The sequence below is a fragment of the Sporosarcina sp. FSL W7-1349 genome (assembly GCF_038003045.1).
In the GTDB taxonomy this organism is placed as follows: Bacteria; Bacillota; Bacilli; order Bacillales_A; family Planococcaceae; genus Sporosarcina.
The window spans coordinates 205,832-223,573 of sequence record NZ_JBBOOK010000003.1; the positions used below are offsets into that span (position 1 = coordinate 205,832).

Below are 17,742 nucleotides of genomic sequence, written 5' to 3' on the forward strand. Positions count from 1 at the left end.
TTTTAAAAGGGAAAGGGGCTTTCGTCACGGGAAAAGGAAAACGGGCCATTGAAGATCATTTCGACAACGCCTTTGAATTGGAAGCCAATTTGCTGAAGAAACAAAAATACGAGCTGCTGGAGAAAGTATTGGAGTCCGCGGCCGTGGACATTCATTATATCCGGCAAAAGGAACCGCTTGGCTTAGGGCATGCCATTTGGTGCGCCCGGAAATTCATCGGGAACGAGCCGTTCGGTGTCATGTTAGGCGATGATATTGTGAAAAGCGACGTGCCGGTCCTGAAGCAAATGATGGATCGATTTTGCAAGGTACGGTCCACGATCATCGGGGCCCAGGAAGTGGATGTGCGCCATATCCATAAATATGGCGTGATCGATCCGGCTTCGAGGAAGTCGGGCCTGATCCAAGTGAAACGGCTAGTGGAAAAGCCCGCAATGGAAGAGGCGCCGTCCAATTTAGCCATCATTGGACGTTATATTTTGACGCCGGAAATCTTCCACTTCCTGGAGGAGAGAGTTGTAGGGAAAAACGGGGAGATCCAACTGACGGACGCGCTTGAGCGGTTGAACCGGATACAGGATGTGTTCGCCTATGAATTCAAAGGTCGCCGGTTTGATGTGGGCGAACAACTTGGTTTTATTGAAACGACACTGGCTTTTGCGCTGGATCGGCCTGAATTGAAGCAAGGTGTGATCGAACTGATGCGAACTTTCTTGCAGGAAGAAACCGGAGCGTTCCAACCATGATTCTCGTTATTGGAGGTGCCGGATATATTGGCAGCCATTTCGTGGAAGAGCTTGTGGAACGGGAAAGCGTGATTGTGTTGGATAATCTATCGACAGGCTTTCGCCGGTTGGTGAATGAGAAAGCGATTTTCATCGAGGGAGACTTGGCTGATCGGGACTTGCTCCATTCTATTTTTACAAAGTATCCGATTGCAGCGGTTGTCCACTTTGCGGCTGCAAGTCTTGTCGGCGAATCGGTCGCAAATCCGCAGAAGTATTATGTGAATAATGTAGGGGCGACGTTACAGCTATTGCAAGTGATGCTTGAAAATCAGGTGGATAAAATCGTCTTTTCCTCCACCGCCGCCACCTACGGAATCCCGGACGGGGGGAAAATAACGGAGGAAGCCGCTGTCCGGCCGATCAATCCCTATGGCCGATCCAAGCGAATGGTCGAGTTAATCTTGGAGGACTACCATCGGAGCTACGGCATGAATTACGTCGCGCTGCGTTATTTCAATGCAGGCGGTGCGCATGAGAACGGCAGGATCGGGGAAATGCATACGCCCGAGACGCATCTCATCCCGATTGTCTTGCAACATTTGCTCGGGGAAAGGGAATCCGTATCCGTCTACGGCACCGATTATCCGACGAGGGACGGCACTTGCATCCGGGATTATGTGCATGTGACCGACTTGGCACATGCCCATCTCGCCTCGTTGGAAGCATTGCTGGGAGGTACAGTGGCGGCACAAGTTTTCAATGTCGGGAATGGGGCGGGTTTTTCCGTCGGGGAAGTCATCGAGGTTTGCGAGGCGATCACTGGCAGAAAAGCCGACGTTAAGTTTGAAGAGAGAAGGCAGGGGGACCCCGCCTATTTAGTCGCTTCGAATGAAAAGATCAAAGAGAGGCTTGGCTGGCAGCCGACATACAAATTACCCGATATGATCAGGACTGCTTGGAAGTGGCATACCAGCCTAGCCGATGAATAAGGGCGACGTCAAGAAAACGCGGAGTTCACATTGTGCATGACATCGTTCTCCAAGAGAAGCAATGTGGATTTCGCCTCTTCCGCCGTAGGTTGATGCACCCCGAAATAGAATTTGCATTTCGGCTCCGTACCGGAAGGCCTGACGCAAACCCATGAGCCGTCCTCGCCGATCAGTTTGATGACATCCGCTTCGGGGAGCTCTAGAGTTTCAACTGTGCCGTCCGCCCACCGCCGGGAACGGAGTTTGTAATCTTCGATGCAGCGTACGGCTGAGTTTCGGAGGAAGCGATGGGGTTCCATCCGGAATGATTCCATAATTTGCTGGATTTTTTCCTGCCCCTCTTTTCCTGTAAGCGTAATGGAATGCAAGGACTCCATATAATGGCCGAATTCTTCGTACAGTTCCGAGAGGGCATCAATCATGGACTTGCCTGATGCTTTCAAGTAAGCCGCCATTTCCGCTGCCAAAAGAGCGGCTTGTACCGCATCTTTATCCCGAACAAACTCCCCGATCAGATAACCATAGCTTTCTTCGTAGCCGAACAGAAATGTTCGTGTTCCGCCGCTCCGGTATTCCTCTATCTTTTCCGAGATGAATTTGAATCCCGTCAATGTATCGACCATCTCCACGCCGAATTTCTCCGCAATGGCCCGTCCCAATTCGGATGTAACAATCGTTTTTAAAACAACACCATCTCGGGGAAGCGTCCCTTTGCTCTCTTTTTGGGACAAGATGTAGTGAAGAAGCAGGGCGCCAAGCTGGTTGCCGCTGAGCAATTGATAGTCCCCCTCTCCGTCGCGGACGGCTACACCGAGGCGATCGGCATCAGGATCCGTCGCCAAAAGCAATTCTGCTTTCCGTTCGCGCCCCAGTTGGATGGCGAGCTTGAACGCGTCCCGCTCCTCGGGATTCGGATAGGCAACCGTCGGAAAATCGGGATCGGGCAATTCCTGTTCCGAGACGACGGACACTTGCGTGAAACCGAAATTCCGCAACCCTTCCAGGACAGGCATATGGCCGGAGCCGTGCAGCGGCGTGTAGACGATGGATAGTTGGTCTTCGGGCAGTTCATTTTCCCTCAGTGATAAAAGGGCTTGTTGGTAGGCAGCGTCTACTTCCTCCAGCACAAACTGCAGTATCCCGCTTTGCAGCAGTTCGTTTCCATCGCTGACTTGGATGGAAAAGAGGTTCTTCACTTTTTGCATATGCGAGACAATCTGGTCTGCCGCTTCGGGAGGAAGCTGCCCCCCATCGCTGCCGTACACTTTAATACCATTATAGGCAGCGGGATTATGGCTCGCGGTAATCACAACACCCGCGGCTGTGCCGAAATTCCGGATTGCAAACGACAACTCAGGGGTCGGTCGGCTTTCTCTGAATACCAACACGCGAATCCCATACTTCCCTATCGTTTTTGCTGTTTCCAGCGCAAAGGTTTTGGAAAAACGCCTCGTATCATAGGCGATTACCACTCCCCGATCCATTGCCTCTTTACCTTGCTGTCGGATAAAAAGGGCAAGTCCTTCCGCCACATGCCGGATCGTGAAAATATTGATGCGATTCGTCCCAACCCCGAGTAATCCCCGCATTCCGCCTGTCCCAAAGGAGAGAAACTGATAGAACCGTTCTTCCACCTCCGCCGCATCACCTGCAATTCGGTTCAATTCCTTTTTCAATGAAGCAGGTAAAGACGGTTCGGTCCGCCATTGATTGAATACTTCGTTCACCTTCATAAAAACACCCCCATCAACAATCGATCTCTATACTCGATAGATTCGATGTGAAGGGGGAGTTATCCTGTTTACTTCTGAATCTCAATTAGCAAGTGAACGCATCGATGCGGTTCAGGTCAATCCCGAAATATTCCCAACGTCTTTGTCGGCTGCGCCAGCGATAGCCCGCCACCGAATTCCGACCGACGAATACCGGGAAGAACCAGAACCCTTGCCTTCTCGAAAGCCAGATAAAGGTGAAGCGGAAAAGACAACGCCTGATGCCGCCTGGGTCGACTGCAAATAGTTGGGTTTCCGGATAAGCCGGCGTATAGTTCGGCGGGGCCGTTGTAGGTGCCTGCTGCCCTAACCCGCCACCCGGAGGTCCTCCTTGCCCAGGGAATCCGGCGCCTGGCGGGAACCCAGTACCCGGTGGGAATCCCGGAACGCCCTGTCCGGGAAAGCCTCCGCCGCTCGGAGGAAACCCGGGCATGCCTTGACCTGGAAAGCCTCCGCCACTTGGTGGAAATCCGGGGAACCCGCCGCGGCCCGGTGAAAGTCCTGGAATCCGCTGCGCAGTGAACGGACCTCCCGAAGGATATCCTGACATACTTTGGCCGGGATAAAATCCAGCTGACGACATCCCCGGCATGCCTTGCCCCGAATACCAATCATCATACGAATACGGATCTCCTCCCGGGCTGGAGGCGCCTTGGGGATAGCCTTCCGGCAACTGCGGATACCACATCTCTTCGCCAAAATTATCTGGCTGCATGTTGACCATTCCTTCACATCCTTCTTAAGCACTTCCTTTTATCGTATGTAAGCGGTAAGGGAAACGGGCGGGCTCCTCAGGATTTTGACATATAAAAAAAAGAAAAACTTTTTTGGCATCTCCCGGTCTAATATATAGGAGTGGAAAGAAGGTGGATGGAATGGAAGTGAAACTAGCAGAAAAAGCGATTTCAGGGGATGAGGATGCTTTCTTGTCACTGCTATATTTGCATAAGGAAGCCCTATACCGGACGGCGCTTGCCTATTTGAAAAATGAAGAAGAGGCATTGGAGGCCGTTCAAGAGGTAACATATCGGGCATTTGAAAAGATCCGGACAGTGAGAAAACCCGAATACATCAAGACATGGCTGATCCGCATCATGATCAATTACTGTAATGATACGCTGAAGCTGCGGAAGCGTATCGTGACTGACGACGAAGCTCATTTGCAAACCGGGATCAGTGAAGACTACACGTATTTGGAGGTGGAGGAGGCCCTTGCGCAGTTAACGGAAGAAGAACGGGACCTTGTCCACTTGAAGTACATACACGATATCAAAATCAAAGATATTGCAGAAATGTCATCTACGCCGGAAGGGACAGTCAAAACAAGGTTGTACAAAGCGCTTAGACAGTTGCGTTCATTTATGGAAGGGAAAGGGGAGAGGCGTCATGTCCGTTGAGGAAGAGCGATTGGAGAAATGGAAAGAGGAAATCATGGAACAACGTATCCCGGAGGATCGTTTGCAGGCGGCTATCCGGACGGGATTTGAACGGGCGAAACAGGAGAAGCGCAAAAAACGCCTGACTGGCAAAAAGGGGTTTTGGTCGGCAATCGTCGCAGCTGTTTTGGTTGTCGCATTTGTGACATCAATCCGAGTATCCCCGGCTTTCGCGAATGCAGTGGCCTCTCTGCCCGGCATGGACAAAATCGTCGCCCTCATCGCGGATAATGAAGGGCTGCAATCGGCCATCCGCCATGAGCATTACCAAGCTGTCGGTGTTACGGATGAAGCGGCGGGTGTCCGGGCAACATTGGAAGGCATCATTGCCGACCAAACGAATCTGGTCGTGTTTTATACATTAGAACTGGAAGGGGCGCGAGGGTTCATTGAGAAATTTGAACTGACAGGAGCAAATGGAGAAGACTTGGACTGGGGTAGCATGTCACATAACTACGATGATCAATATGAGAAAAACGTATCTACGAATTCCCTTGAAATCTCATTCCAAGGTCCGCTGCCTACAAAAGATGTCCTTCTGCAAATAAAAGTGATGGACGGCTATGGGGAGGAGCTTAGTCTTAAGCTGCCGTTTACGATCGAGTCGGACGTGGAGGACATAAAATATGCAGTGAATGAAACGGTCATGGTGGAAGGTCAGTCGATCACCATCCGGAACGTGGTCATCAGCCCTGTCAGAACCGCGATTGAAGTGGAGTTTGACCCGGCGAACACAATGGAGATTTTCGGTTTCGAGGATTTGCGTATTGTGGATGGGAAGGGCCGTGTCTGGAGTTCCATTCAAAACGGAGTGACGGGCAGCGGTGTGGAAGACGAGCCGAACCGACAAACATTTTATTTGCAAAGCAACTACTTTGAAGAAGCGGATCAGTTATATCTTCAGTTCGGAAAGTTAATGGCAATGAAGAAAGAGGAGACGGCCGTGGTGATTGATACAGAGCGCCAACAATTGCTGCGTCAACCGAAAGATGGACGCTTCAGCAATCTTCGTATCGAAAATGGGACGATGCAATTCGATTTCCGGGGCGAGAAGGGATTCATCCATACGCCGCTCAGCATCGATTTTACAGATGCGGACGGGAAGGAGTATACATTGGAATGGTGGACAGGGGGAGGGGAGGCTGGCATACCGAAACGAATGGGACTCCCAAATAAGCCGTTTGCGAACCCGCTTACCTTTAAAATTCAAGGATATCCTTCTTATATTTCTGGCGATGTGAACTTGAAACTGAGGTGAGGGGGCAATGAAACAGCCTATGAGTGCTAGGTAGCCTAAACTCAAGTGAACCAACCGGCGGGTGCAAGCAAATTCCCCGCGAGTGAAAGGAACCTGCGCCCGAGTGCAATCAACCGCCAGCCGAACGCAAGCAAACAAAGCATAGGCACATTCCTCCACCCGGACTCTAAAAAGCGGTAGAATGAAAGAGAGAGATAGAGTGTGGGGGAATGCAAAATGACAACTAAAGAAAAACCGCATATTTTACTAGTCGACGGAATGGCTCTTCTATTCCGTTCTTTTTTTGCGACTGCGCCGATGGGACAATTTTTTCCGAATGCGGCGGGCATCCCGACGAATGGCATCCAGGGATTTGCCCGGCATACGATGACGGCCGTGTCGCTATTCAAACCGACCCATCTGGCCGTTTGTTGGGATATGGGGGCGCATACGTTCCGCAATGATCTATTTGATGGCTATAAAGCGAATCGTCCGGCCCCGGCTCCTGAACTTCTTCCGCAATTTGACATGGCCCGGAACTTCACTGAATTGGTCGGCTGGAAAAGCTATGGCGTCCCGCAAATGGAAGCGGATGATTTGATCGGTTCTTTCGTCGAAAATTGGAGCGTAAAGGCGGACATCACCATCGTATCGGGCGATAAAGACCTTCTTCAATTATTACGTCCGAATGTGCGAATCGCCTTTACGAAAAAGGGTTATAATGTCTATGATCTGTTCACGGATCAACGTTTTGAAGAGGAGTACGGCATTCAGCCGAAACAGTTCATCGACAAAAAAGCATTCACTGGGGATGCGAGCGACGGGTACCCTGGAGTGAGAGGGATCGGGCCGAAAACGGCACTTAAGCTGATCAAGGAATACGAATCGGTGGAAGGTGTCCTGCAAGCCCTCCACGAATTGACCCCGGCCATGCGCAAAAAGATTGAAACGGACTTGGATATGCTTCATTTATCCAGACAATTAGCGGAAATCAATTGCAGTTTGGAAATGAACGATCCCATTGAAGATTTGCTGATCCCCGTTTATGATGAGAGGTTGAGGGAACGGATTGAACAAGAGGGCTATTCAATGGTCGTCAAGCAAGCGGATGCACTCTTTTCCGTCAGGTAGAGGAGGAATGATTGGATGAAAGAATTTCTGGAAAGGCTCAGCCAAAAGCTCTTGGAGCAGGCTCCTCAGTTGGCCTTTGTCATAACGGAGAGTCAGAATAAACGATACCCTTCCATGCAGTTACTGGAGAAGGAATTATACCCGTTCCGTACAAGCTTGGTGGAGCTGTACGCCCGCTCCTTAGTAAGGGACGAGAACGAACGGATTGATAAGTTGAAAGAATGGGGAGAAGAAGCGGGAACCGAGTTTGCCAAATATCAAACGATCACGTTGGATATGATGCTGCGGGAAGTCCCGAATTATCGCAACATCATCGGCACCGTATTGAAGCATGAGGCGCTGGCAGCGGATGTCAGTGCGGCCCAGATGTATGATCTCATCAGCCTGCTCGATAGTACGGTCAATGATGTCACTTACTTTTTCAGCGTCCCCTTCGTCCGCTACGAGAAGGAAGTATTAAAGTTGTCACAAACCCTCATTACGGAATTATCTGTCCCGATCGTATCTATAAACGACGAGACAGCCATCCTGCCTTTGATCGGCACGGTTGATCATGATCGGGCTCTAATTCTGCAAGAACGGGTTCTGCAGAACGCAGCGAACCGACAATTGGAATACTTGATCATCGATCTTTCCGGGTTGCAGACTACCGACACTTTCGTGGCTCAACAACTTTTCCATTTATTTGACGCGCTGTGTTTGTTAGGCATCAATCCGATTGTCAGCGGGATTTCCCCCGCCATTGCCCAGACGATGGTCAACCTCGGATTGTCGTTTGGACGGATCCGGAGTTTTGCTACGTTGAAACAGGCATTGGATTATATAGAACACTAAAAAAGATTCCCTCACGATTTTGGGGGAATCTTTTCATTTTGTGACGGGTTCGATTTTGATGAAAGAGAGGATGGACCGGTTTTGCCGATACGACACTTGGCGAACTCGGCTTTCGCTCCGGCGGCTCCCGTTATCGTGGACGATCAGGAGGATATCGTCTTCTGTCCGCTCGTAGCCGATGATTGGCACCCAATGGTAGTCGAACGTATATTGGCCGCGCCATTTCCAGGAAAACCATTTATCGAATTTGGCGGCTACCGGCCGGCCTGCGGAAATCTGGCGTTGGACTTCCTCAATTCCGCATTCCGCCACCTGCCATCCAGATCCAAGAAGCTTTCGCATATTACGAAGGAATCGCCATTTGAACAGGCCGATTTTGGTTGAGCCGAGCAACCGATACAAATCATTCACTTGATGAGGAGGCGTGTCGGGCAACAAATGTCGCAATAGGACATAGGCGGTGACGGGTCCGCAAGACGAAGGGCGTAAATTTTCTTTGATATCTGCTTCATATTGGGACTTTCCCTGAACATTCAATACCTTCTTCAAAAATGGATCACCTCCACCATAACTTTAGAAGGAAGAATGGAGTTCTTTCCCGTTCTTCAGCAATTCGGAGAGGGCCATTTTAAAGTTAACATACGTCTCAATATCGACATGGACGCCTGCTGCAACAATTTCCCGTACCAATTGAGGATTAAAGCCGACATAAATCGGACGGACCCCCATCAATTTCAAGGCGGCATTCAATTGTCCGATTTCCACCGCGAGTATATGGTAGTCTAAATCAGCGACTTCTTCCCGGCCCACCCCCGTAAAATCAATGACAGCACAATTGAACCCTCTATATTTTCCTATGTAATTCAGGACATGGGATTGTATCAAGTGGAATCGTTCTTCTACCAAATGCCCCGTAACCGGAATTAGCAGCGTATTGTCCACTATGGAAGGGATGATAGGAACGGTCGTTTCCGCTATCAGTTTTTCATAGGATTGGATGATCCCTTTTAACCGTTCTATTTCTTTCTCATAATCCATTTCCACACCCCCTATCTTATTTTCCTCATTATACTTCATTTTTCCACTTTTGTTCAGCCTGTGTAAAGTAGGAATCTATCATGGTCGGCACAGAAAAAGCCGCCAGCCATTGCTGACGACTTCAGATCATTTCGTTACGGAATCAAGGAAGTCCGTAACTTGTTGTGGTGATTTGGCATTTGCGCTATGAAGATGCGCCTCTTTTTCCCCGTTGCTGAAGATGAGCAAGCTCGGGATTCCCATAACATCATATTTTTCAGCGATTTCAGGCAACACATCCCGGTCCACTTCATACCATGTATACATATCGTACTTTTCCACAATCGGATCGATAAACATATCCATCCGTGTGCAATCCGGACACCAGCCCGCTTGAAATTTGATCAGCGATTTTCCATCGCCTGTAATCACTTCATTGAATTGTTCTTCTGTTGTGATCGGTTTCATTCATAAGCCCCTCCCTTTCTATGTATATAGTGTACAATTTTTTCTGAGGGGGAGGAATAGAAATGCTTTCCTCCGGATTTGGTAGGCTTCTCATTTACTAGCTATGAATTATTTTAAAAAAACAATTTTGCGATTTAATATTGCGAAAATGGTGAAAGTGATTTACAATATGAGACATAGAGTTCGTTTATCTTCATTCAGCGAAAACCTCCACCTCTGTAGGTGGCTAGATGAAAGCAGTATTGATTACTGTATAGTGGGTGTTCAAATACGCTGAACGAAGATAAAGCCTCCGGCGGATGTCACAGATTTTGCAAGGAGTTAATTGCGCAAGCGCAATTCAAAATCTGGACGCAATTACGCCGAGGCGTAATTGATATTTTTTTTTACCCAATAAATGAATGAGTGTTCATTCAAATGAAGGAATAGGGGGCATCGCACGTGACTTATCAAATTAAAAAGGCGGCCGTATTGGGCTCAGGCGTCATGGGGTCGGGCATCGCAGCACATCTTGCGAATATAGGGATACCGGTCCTGCTTCTGGATATCGTTCCAAAGCAATTGACTGCAGAAGAGGAATCGAAAGGTCTGACACTCGACCATCCGCAAGTGCGGAATAAAATAGCGGCAGCTGCGAAACAGAATTTGTTGAAGCAAAAGCCAGCACCGCTCACTACGAAGAAGAACCTCTCCCTCATTGCAGTGGGAAATTTGGAAGATGACCTGGAACAACTGAAAGAGGTCGACTGGATCATCGAAGTCGTCGTTGAGAACCTTGCAGTGAAAAAAGCATTATATGAAAAAATTGAAACGGTCCGGAAACCGGGGACAATCATCACTTCCAATACATCCGGTATCAGTATCGAAGCGATGGCGGAAGGACGTTCGGTAGATTTTCGAAAACATTTCCTCGGCACGCATTTTTTCAACCCGCCGCGCTATCTGAAGTTGCTTGAAATCATCCCCGCAAGCTCGACAAGCCCGGAAGTATTGGATTTCATGACGAAATTCGGAGAAGACCGGCTCGGAAAAGGGGTCGTCATAGCGAAAGACACGCCGAACTTCATTGCGAATCGGATTGGGACGTACGGTCTTTTGATCACATTACAGGAAATGGAGAAACGCGGCTATTCGATCGGGGAAGTCGATTCGGTTACGGGCACTTTGATTGGCCGGCCGAAATCCGCGACGTTCCGGACACTCGATGTTGTCGGATTGGATACATTCATGCATGTCGCAAAAAATGTCTATGATCAGACGGAGGGCGAAGAGCAGAAAGTATTCGAAGTCCCGGCATTCATGAAAAAAATGATTGAAAACGGCTGGCTTGGGGCCAAATCAAAACAAGGATTCTATTGGAAGAAAGGGAAAGAGATTTTGGAAATCGATCCAGCGACGTTGGAATACGAACCTACTAAAAAGTTGAAAACGCCTTCAATTGAAATGGCGAAACAGCAAAAAGGGCTTTCGAATAAAGTGAAATCCCTTGTGTACGCGAATGACCGGACGGGTGAAATCCTCTGGAATATACTCGCTCCGACGCTCCGTTACTCAGCTCAGCTAACTGGAGAGATTGCGGATGACATCGTAGCTATCGACAATGCGATGAAATGGGGCTTTGGCTGGGAACAAGGTCCATTCGAAATTTGGGATGCAATCGGTGTGGGGCCATCCGTCGCGAAGATGAAAGAGGAAGGATATGAGATTCCGCCATTCGTCCAAAGCTTGCTTGATCAAGGCTATCAATCTTTCTATAGAGAAGAAGACAGTGATCTGTACTATTTCGATGGCGAGGGATTTCAACCCGTCCCCGTCAATGAAAAGGTAATTGATTTGAAACGGTATAAAAAGAAGCATGGGGTCATTAAAAAGAACTCCGGAGCGAGCCTGATCGACCTAGGGGACGGCATTGCCCTGCTGGAATTCCATTCACAATCGAATGCGATCGGTTTGGATATTTTGCAAATGATCAATTATGCGATAGATGAAGTGGAACAGAACTACAAAGGCCTCGTCATCGGCAACCAAGGAAAGAACTTCTGTGTCGGTGCGAACCTCGGTTTGATTCTGATGGAAGCGCAAGATGACAATATATTCGAACTCGATTTCGTCGTCCGCACATTCCAGAAAGCCATGATGAAAATCAAATATTCGACAAAACCGGTCGTAGCGGCACCTTTTCAAATGACACTTGGCGGCGGCGCGGAAGTCTGTTTGCCGGCAGCCCATATCCAAGCGTCGATGGAGACGTATATGGGGCTTGTTGAAGCGGGTGTCGGCTTGATTCCGGGCGGAGGCGGAAACGTCAACCTGTATGCGAAGCATTTGAAAGGCCTTCCGAACGGCGTCACGGTTGATTATCAAAATGTTGTAAATAAAGTATTCGAATCAATTGCCATGGCGAAAGTATCGACGTCAGGTGAAGAAGCGAGAGAGAATAATTTCTTGGACTTCGCGGATGGGTTGAGTATCAATCCGGACCATCTAATCTACGATGCCAAACAGGCAGCATTGTCCTTATATGAAAATGGCTATCAACCGCCGAAACGTGAAAAGATACCGGTCACGGGAGCTTCGGGCTACGCAACGATGGTACTCGGGGCTGAAACGATGAAGCTTTCCGGTTTCATCAGCGACCATGATTTCAAGATTGCCAAGAAGCTGGCGTTCGTATTGGCAGGAGGGAAAGTGCCATTCGGAACGCTAGTCGACGAACAATATATGTTGGATCTCGAGCGGGAAGCATTCTTAAGTTTGGTAGCGGAACCGAAGTCGCAACAACGGATGCAGCATATGCTCGTAAAAGGAAAACCACTGCGTAACTAACCTAATCCAGCAGGATTCAAATCCCTGGAATAGAGTATTTCACAACTAATATTGCGAGGGTGCCTTAATTTCTGCAAAAGGCGCAGAAATACGGCAAATCGAACCCTTCGTTGTTCGATTCGTAACTAACCTAATCCAGCAGGATTCAAATCCCTGGAATAGAGTATTTCACAACTAATATTGCGAGGGTGCCTTAATTTCTGCAAAAGGCGCAGAAATACGGCAAATCGAACCCTTCGTTGTTCGATTCGTAACTAACCTAATCCAGCAGGATTCAAATCCCTGGAATAGAGTATTTCACAACTAATATTGCGAGGGTGCCTTAATTTCTGCAAAAGGCGCAGAAATACGGCAAATCGAACCCTTCGTTGTTCGATTCGTAACTAACCTAATCCAGCAGGATTCAAATCCTTGGAATAGAGTATTTCACAACTAATATTGCGAGGGTGCCTTAATTTCTGCAAAAGGCGCAGAAATTAAGGCAAATCGAACCCTTCGTTGTTCGATTCGTAACTAATGGGAATAGAGGAGGAGTTTCGATGCGTGAAGCAGTTATTGTAGCAGGGGCCCGGACACCGGTCGGAAAATCCGGCAAAGGATCGTTAGCGACCGTCCGCCCGGATGATTTAGGGGCGATAGCAGTAAAAGAAACATTGAAACGGGCGGGCGGTTATGATGGACCGATCGATGACGTCATCATCGGTTGTGCCATGCCCGAAGCGGAGCAGGGAATGAATGTGGCGCGGCTCATCGGGGCGTTGGCAGGCCTTCCCGATTCCACTCCAGCCATTACGGTGAATCGGTTCTGTTCCTCGGGATTGCAAACGATTGCCTATGCGGCAGAGCGGATCATGATCGGTTCATCGCAAGCAATCATCGCAGGCGGTGCGGAATCGATGAGTATGGTGCCGATGGTCGGGAATACGTTACGGCTCAATGCGAAGCTGGTGGAAACTGCTCCGGAGTATTATATGGGGATGGGCCATACCGCAGAGCAAGTGGCGATGAAATATGGAGTCAGCCGTGAAGACCAGGATGCATTTGCTGTCCGTTCCCACGAAAGGGCGGCCGCTGCAATTGCAGCCGGAAAATTCGACGCCGGCATCGTGCCGGTCGAAGTGACTCGGCATTCATTCACGGATGATGGCAAGCTGAAAGAAGATACATTCATGTTCTCGATGGATGAAGGGGTCCGTCCTGGCACCAATATGGAAACGTTGGCCAAATTGCGCCCGGTCTTTTCAGTAACGGGCTCGGTCACTGCGGGGAACTCCTCGCAAACTTCGGATGGCGCAGGTTCCGTCCTGGTGATGGACCGGGAAGTGGCGGAAGCGCAAGGGTTGCAACCGATCGCCAAATTCCGCTCGTTTGCAGTGGGAGGCGTCCCGCCAGAAGTGATGGGGATCGGCCCGATTGTCGCAGTGCCGAAAGCGCTCGAAATCGCAGGACTTCAACAGGAAGACATCGACCTTTGGGAGCTGAACGAAGCATTCGCATCCCAATCCTTGCAAGTCATCCGGCATCTCGGTCTGGATATGGATAAAGTCAACGTCAATGGCGGGGCAATCGCCCTGGGCCATCCACTCGGCGCATCTGGCTCCATCCTGACCGTGCGTCTATTAGATGAACTGAAACGGCAGGGGAAACAATTCGGCGTCGTCACAATGTGCATCGGTGGCGGCATGGGCGCAGCAGGCGTCTTTGAAATGCTATAAGACCATACCATATAAGGAGGAAACGGAGATGACTAAAATGCACACAAATGATTTGATCAAAGGCGGGGCCTTTTTAATTGAGGATATGGAAGCGGAGCGCGTCTTTACTCCGGAAGATTTCACAGATGAACAAAAAATGATCGCAAAGACAACGGAAGACTATGTGAAAAACGAAGTGCTCCCCGTGGTGGAGAAATTAGAAAACCATGAATTTGAGCATTCCGTCCGGCTGCTCCGTTCGGCTGGGGACCTTGGATTGCTCGGAGCGGACGTACCGGAAGAATATGATGGTCTTGGGCTCGATAAGATTTCTTCCGCGCTAATTGCGGAAAAGATATCCGTTGCGGGCGGCTTCTCCATCACACACGGAGCGCACGTCGGAATCGGGACATTGCCGATCGTCCTGTTCGGTAATGAAGAACAGAAGAAAAAATACTTGCCGAACTCGGTGACGGGGGAGAAAATCTCCGCCTATGCCTTGACGGAACCAGGCTCCGGTTCAGACGCATTAGGTGCTAAGACAACAGCAAAATTGAATGAAGCGGGAACGCATTATATTTTAAATGGGGAAAAGCAGTGGATTACGAATGCCGGGTTTGCGGACGTGTTCGTCGTCTACGCAAAAATCGATGGGGATAAGTTCTCTGCGTTTATCGTGGAAAGAGAATTCCCGGGCGTTTCCGTCGGGGCGGAAGAAAAGAAAATGGGAATCAAATCATCCTCCACACGGACGCTCATTTTGGAAGACGCCGAAGTACCGGTGGAAAACCTGCTCGGCGAAATCGGCCGGGGGCATGTCATTGCCTTCAACATTCTGAACATCGGTCGTTATAAATTAGGAGTCGGCACGGTCGGCGGTTCGAAACGTGCATTGGAGCTTGCCATCACTTATGCTAACCAGCGGAAGCAATTCAACACGCCGATCTCCTCTTTCAATCTGACGAAAGAGAAACTGGCGACAATGGCATCGAAGCTTTACGCAACAGAAAGTTTGATTTACCGTACAGTTGGATATTTCGAGGAGCGCAATAGCCAAATGACGCCGGAACAGCAGAAAGACGGCAAAGCCGTGGCCGCTTCCATCGCGGAATATGCTATCGAATGTTCCATCAATAAAGTAGTCGGATCTGAAGTGCTCGATTATATCGTCGACGAAGCAGTCCAGCTGCATGGCGGCTACGGTTTCATGCAGGAGTATGAAGTGGAACGCATTTATCGCGACTCCCGTATCAACCGGATTTTCGAAGGGACAAATGAAATAAACCGGATGATCGTCCCGGGTACGTTTTTGAAGAAGGCGATGAAAGGTGAGTTGCCTTTATTGCAAAAAGCACAAGGCTTGCAAGAAGAACTTCTCATGACGATGCCAGATGAGATTGGCGAAGAGGCATTGGCTCAAGAGAAAGTGCTTGTAAAAAATGCCAAGAAAATTGGCCTGTTGGCAGCGGGGATGGCGGCACAACGTTTTGGAACGAAACTCGATACGGAGCAGGAACTGCTTGTGAACATTGCAGATATTGCTAACAACCTATTCGCCATGGAATCCGCGTTGCTCCGCGCAGAAAAAGCGGTTGCGAAGAACGGGGAAGAGAAGGAGAAGCAAAAAATTCTCTATACGCAAATCTTCTGCCAGGAAGCATTTGAAGCGATCGAGAAAGACGCGAAAGAAACATTATTGGCATCCGTGGAAGGGGATAATCAGCGCATGATGCTATCCGCCCTGCGGAAATTGACCCGCTCGAATCCTTACAACATCATTGCGAAAAAACGGGAAGCGGCGGAAAAGCTGATCGAAGCGGAAAAATATATCGTGTAAGTCGACCTCACTTCAGTGCTCGGGACCTATCCGTTTTTAGGTTCCGGGCGCTTTTTGGTATACTGGAGAAAACGGAGGTGCAAATTCATGGGGCTTACATATTATGGTTATCCGAAATGTGGGACATGCCGAAAGGCGAAAAAGTGGCTGGAAGAGAAGGAATTTCAGTTCAATGAGGTGAACATTGCTGAAAACCCGCCAACGGAAGAAGAATTGCGGAACATTATCGGGCTGTCCGGATTGGAATTAAAAAAATTCTTCAACACGAGCGGGATGAAATATCGGGAGTTGAACTTGAAAGAGAAGTTGCCGACGATGAGCGATGACGAGAAGATCAGCTTGCTGGCATCCGATGGCATGTTGATCAAGCGACCGATCATCGCGAGTGCTGAAAAAGCTACGGTGGGGTTCAAGGAAGAGCAGTTTCAGGACGTCTGGGGAAGCTAATTTCATTTCTTGTCTTTATACAAGGAGTATGTCAAAATTAAATGGAATGAATCTATTGTGGAGGGGTTAGAAATGAGCACACCGAAGGATTTGCGTTATTCTGAAGAACATGAGTGGGTAAAAGATGAAGGCGGTAAATACCGTATCGGAATTACACACTTCGCGCAATCTGAACTAGGCGATATCGTCTTCGTCGAGCTTCCATCCGTGGGAGACGAAGTGAAAGCGGACGAGCCGTTCGGCAGTGTGGAATCCGTAAAGACGGTTTCCGAACTTTACGCGCCGATCAGCGGGAAAGTTGTGGAAGTGAACGAAGAATTGGAAGATAGCCCGGAATTGGTGAATGAATCGCCATATGAAGGCGCATGGATGATCGTCGTGGAAGCTTCTGACCCGTCCCAGTTGGATGCGCTGATGACTGCAGAAGCGTACGAAGAAATGACTGTTGGTGAATAATTAGTAGATGACGCCGCCCTCGTGTCGGCGTCTTTGACTTTATTTTCAGTTAAAGCGGTAAAAGAGCGGATCTTTTACTTCCATAAGTGATAAGCTGGTGCCAATACGCCGAAACTAACTTGATTGAAAGCATCCGTTGAAATAGTACGAATCCGGCAGGGGGAATGTGTGCTATGGAAGAGATGAAAATCATCATCGTCGAGGGCGGGTCGGATCGAAAGCGCCTTTTGAAAGTCTTGGCAGAGCCTGTCCAGATCATTTGTACAAACGGCACGGTCAGCACGTATCGACTGGAAGAATTAGTGGAACCTTACGAAGAATACGAGGTCTTTGTATTTTTGGATGCGGACGAATCGGGCGAGAAAATCCGAGCGTTATTCAAACGCGAGTATCCTGAATTCATCCATTTATATACCGACAAAATATATAAGGAAGTCGAGAAAACCCCTTATAAGATATTAGCCACGATTTTACTTGGTGCAGATTTTAAAATCCACCCGGAATTTTTATTTTGAAGGAATGAGGAACAATTGGAAAGTTGGACTCGAGAACAATGGGAAATGCATATGGAGAAGTCACGAATGGCTGTCTATTATTTATATACGCCGATGTGTGGCACCTGTGCCGTTGCCAGCAAGATGATGGAAGTGGTCACAGCCATGAAACCGGATTTACCAATAGGCAAAGCAGATTTGAATTACGAACAGTCTCTGGCACTGGCCTATGAAATCGAAAGTGTTCCCTGTCTTTTGATTCAGAAGGATGGCCGGCTTGAACATAAGATCTATGCTTTCCATTCGGTTCCATATCTTCTTGAGAAAATCAGTTGACAGTTGGAGCGTTCATATGTTAAATTTTGATTTATCATTT

At 48.8% G+C, this 17,742-nt stretch carries 17 protein-coding genes and 1 pseudogene; 13 read left to right on the plus strand and 5 right to left on the minus strand.

What is annotated here, in order from left to right; genetic code table 11:
* Positions 1–23: 23 nt before the first annotated feature.
* Both MKY41_RS19510 and galE read left to right on the plus strand, forming a co-directional pair.
* A pseudogene (locus MKY41_RS19510) lies at positions 24–746 on the plus strand (UTP--glucose-1-phosphate uridylyltransferase); the annotation flags it as partial.
* Complete coding sequence (gene galE, locus MKY41_RS19515) at positions 743–1,717, plus strand: UDP-glucose 4-epimerase GalE (protein ID WP_340746650.1); 975 nt, start codon at positions 743–745, stop codon at positions 1,715–1,717. The pseudogene MKY41_RS19510 and the gene galE, both read left to right, overlap by 4 nt.
* 8 nt (positions 1,718–1,725) lie before the next feature.
* On the opposite strand, the gene MKY41_RS19520 is transcribed toward galE, so the two are convergent.
* Both MKY41_RS19520 and MKY41_RS19525 read right to left on the minus strand, forming a co-directional pair.
* Positions 1,726–3,450 carry a phospho-sugar mutase gene (locus MKY41_RS19520; RefSeq protein ID WP_340746651.1) on the minus strand — a complete coding sequence of 575 codons (1,725 nt, stop codon included), beginning with the start codon at positions 3,448–3,450 and terminating at the stop codon, positions 1,726–1,728.
* Positions 3,451–3,535: 85 nt separating this feature from the next.
* Positions 3,536–4,213: a hypothetical protein gene (locus tag MKY41_RS19525; RefSeq protein ID WP_340746652.1), complete on the minus strand. Its 678-nt coding sequence runs from the start codon at positions 4,211–4,213 to the stop codon at positions 3,536–3,538.
* 151 nt (positions 4,214–4,364) lie between these two features.
* On the opposite strand from MKY41_RS19525, the gene MKY41_RS19530 reads away from it, so the two are divergent.
* The 4 genes from MKY41_RS19530 to MKY41_RS19545 all read left to right on the plus strand — a co-directional run bounded on the left by MKY41_RS19530 (position 4,365) and on the right by MKY41_RS19545 (position 8,127).
* Positions 4,365–4,886 (plus strand): sigma-70 family RNA polymerase sigma factor, encoded by a 522-nt coding sequence (locus tag MKY41_RS19530; RefSeq protein WP_340746653.1) that lies wholly within the window; start codon positions 4,365–4,367, stop codon positions 4,884–4,886.
* A complete protein-coding gene (locus MKY41_RS19535; RefSeq protein ID WP_340746654.1) occupies positions 4,876–6,183 on the plus strand; it encodes a DUF4179 domain-containing protein in 1,308 nt (435 codons plus the stop codon). The genes MKY41_RS19530 and MKY41_RS19535 overlap by 11 nt, the downstream gene beginning before the upstream one ends.
* Positions 6,184–6,399: 216 nt before the next feature.
* Positions 6,400–7,293: a 5'-3' exonuclease gene (locus MKY41_RS19540; RefSeq protein ID WP_340746655.1), complete on the plus strand. Its 894-nt coding sequence runs from the start codon at positions 6,400–6,402 to the stop codon at positions 7,291–7,293.
* Between the two features lie 15 nt (positions 7,294–7,308).
* Positions 7,309–8,127, plus strand: coding sequence for an STAS domain-containing protein (locus MKY41_RS19545; RefSeq protein ID WP_340746656.1), 819 nt, complete (start codon positions 7,309–7,311; stop codon positions 8,125–8,127).
* A gap of 33 nt (positions 8,128–8,160) precedes the next feature.
* Here the strand turns inward: MKY41_RS19545 and MKY41_RS19550 are convergent, their stop codons facing one another.
* The 3 genes from MKY41_RS19550 to MKY41_RS19560 form a co-directional block, all read right to left on the minus strand.
* The gene (locus MKY41_RS19550; protein ID WP_340746657.1) at positions 8,161–8,676 is read right to left on the minus strand and encodes a C39 family peptidase; all 516 of its coding nucleotides are present in this window, start codon (positions 8,674–8,676) and stop codon (positions 8,161–8,163) included.
* 24 nt (positions 8,677–8,700) lie between these two features.
* On the minus strand, positions 8,701–9,165 hold the full coding sequence (locus MKY41_RS19555; RefSeq protein WP_340746658.1) for an STAS domain-containing protein: 465 nt from the start codon (positions 9,163–9,165) through the stop codon (positions 8,701–8,703).
* A 126-nt stretch (positions 9,166–9,291) separates the two neighbouring features.
* Positions 9,292–9,612 carry a thioredoxin family protein gene (locus MKY41_RS19560; RefSeq protein WP_340746659.1) on the minus strand — a complete coding sequence of 107 codons (321 nt, stop codon included), beginning with the start codon at positions 9,610–9,612 and terminating at the stop codon, positions 9,292–9,294.
* A 441-nt stretch (positions 9,613–10,053) separates the two neighbouring features.
* Here MKY41_RS19560 and MKY41_RS19565 point away from each other — a divergent pair, with 441 nt between their 5' ends.
* The 7 genes from MKY41_RS19565 (at position 10,054) to MKY41_RS19595 (ending at position 17,702) form a co-directional block, all read left to right on the plus strand.
* Positions 10,054–12,438, plus strand: a complete 2,385-nt coding sequence (locus MKY41_RS19565; RefSeq protein WP_340746660.1) for a 3-hydroxyacyl-CoA dehydrogenase/enoyl-CoA hydratase family protein — start codon at positions 10,054–10,056, stop codon at positions 12,436–12,438.
* Between the two features lie 539 nt (positions 12,439–12,977).
* The gene (locus MKY41_RS19570; RefSeq protein ID WP_340746661.1) at positions 12,978–14,153 is read left to right on the plus strand and encodes an acetyl-CoA C-acetyltransferase; all 1,176 of its coding nucleotides are present in this window, start codon (positions 12,978–12,980) and stop codon (positions 14,151–14,153) included.
* Between the two features lie 28 nt (positions 14,154–14,181).
* On the plus strand, positions 14,182–15,969 hold the full coding sequence (locus MKY41_RS19575; RefSeq protein ID WP_340746662.1) for an acyl-CoA dehydrogenase family protein: 1,788 nt from the start codon (positions 14,182–14,184) through the stop codon (positions 15,967–15,969).
* 87 nt (positions 15,970–16,056) lie between these two features.
* A complete protein-coding gene (locus MKY41_RS19580) occupies positions 16,057–16,416 on the plus strand; it encodes an arsenate reductase family protein (RefSeq protein WP_340746663.1) in 360 nt (119 codons plus the stop codon).
* Positions 16,417–16,488: 72 nt separating this feature from the next.
* Positions 16,489–16,872, plus strand: a complete 384-nt coding sequence (gene gcvH / locus MKY41_RS19585) for a glycine cleavage system protein GcvH (RefSeq protein WP_340746664.1) — start codon at positions 16,489–16,491, stop codon at positions 16,870–16,872.
* 173 nt (positions 16,873–17,045) lie between these two features.
* Complete coding sequence (locus MKY41_RS19590; RefSeq protein WP_340746665.1) at positions 17,046–17,387, plus strand: toprim domain-containing protein; 342 nt, start codon at positions 17,046–17,048, stop codon at positions 17,385–17,387.
* Between the two features lie 15 nt (positions 17,388–17,402).
* Positions 17,403–17,702 (plus strand): thioredoxin family protein, encoded by a 300-nt coding sequence (locus MKY41_RS19595; protein ID WP_340746666.1) that lies wholly within the window; start codon positions 17,403–17,405, stop codon positions 17,700–17,702.
* Positions 17,703–17,742 lie beyond the last annotated feature (40 nt).

Excerpts from the sequence above, each read along its gene's own strand:
- galE (WP_340746650.1), top strand. The coding sequence starts at position 743 with ATGATTCTCGTTATTGGAGGTGCCGGATATATTGGCAGCCATTTCGTG.
- MKY41_RS19520 (WP_340746651.1), bottom strand. The coding sequence starts at position 3,450 with ATGAAGGTGAACGAAGTATTCAATCAATGGCGGACCGAACCGTCTTTA.
- MKY41_RS19525 (WP_340746652.1), bottom strand. The coding sequence starts at position 4,213 with ATGGTCAACATGCAGCCAGATAATTTTGGCGAAGAGATGTGGTATCCG.
- MKY41_RS19530 (WP_340746653.1), top strand. The coding sequence starts at position 4,365 with ATGGAAGTGAAACTAGCAGAAAAAGCGATTTCAGGGGATGAGGATGCT.
- MKY41_RS19535 (WP_340746654.1), top strand. The coding sequence starts at position 4,876 with ATGTCCGTTGAGGAAGAGCGATTGGAGAAATGGAAAGAGGAAATCATG.
- MKY41_RS19540 (WP_340746655.1), top strand. The coding sequence starts at position 6,400 with ATGACAACTAAAGAAAAACCGCATATTTTACTAGTCGACGGAATGGCT.
- MKY41_RS19545 (WP_340746656.1), top strand. The coding sequence starts at position 7,309 with ATGAAAGAATTTCTGGAAAGGCTCAGCCAAAAGCTCTTGGAGCAGGCT.
- MKY41_RS19555 (WP_340746658.1), bottom strand. The coding sequence starts at position 9,165 with ATGGATTATGAGAAAGAAATAGAACGGTTAAAAGGGATCATCCAATCC.
- MKY41_RS19560 (WP_340746659.1), bottom strand. The coding sequence starts at position 9,612 with ATGAAACCGATCACAACAGAAGAACAATTCAATGAAGTGATTACAGGC.
- MKY41_RS19570 (WP_340746661.1), top strand. The coding sequence starts at position 12,978 with ATGCGTGAAGCAGTTATTGTAGCAGGGGCCCGGACACCGGTCGGAAAA.
- MKY41_RS19575 (WP_340746662.1), top strand. The coding sequence starts at position 14,182 with ATGACTAAAATGCACACAAATGATTTGATCAAAGGCGGGGCCTTTTTA.
- MKY41_RS19580 (WP_340746663.1), top strand. The coding sequence starts at position 16,057 with ATGGGGCTTACATATTATGGTTATCCGAAATGTGGGACATGCCGAAAG.
- gcvH (WP_340746664.1), top strand. The coding sequence starts at position 16,489 with ATGAGCACACCGAAGGATTTGCGTTATTCTGAAGAACATGAGTGGGTA.
- MKY41_RS19590 (WP_340746665.1), top strand. The coding sequence starts at position 17,046 with ATGGAAGAGATGAAAATCATCATCGTCGAGGGCGGGTCGGATCGAAAG.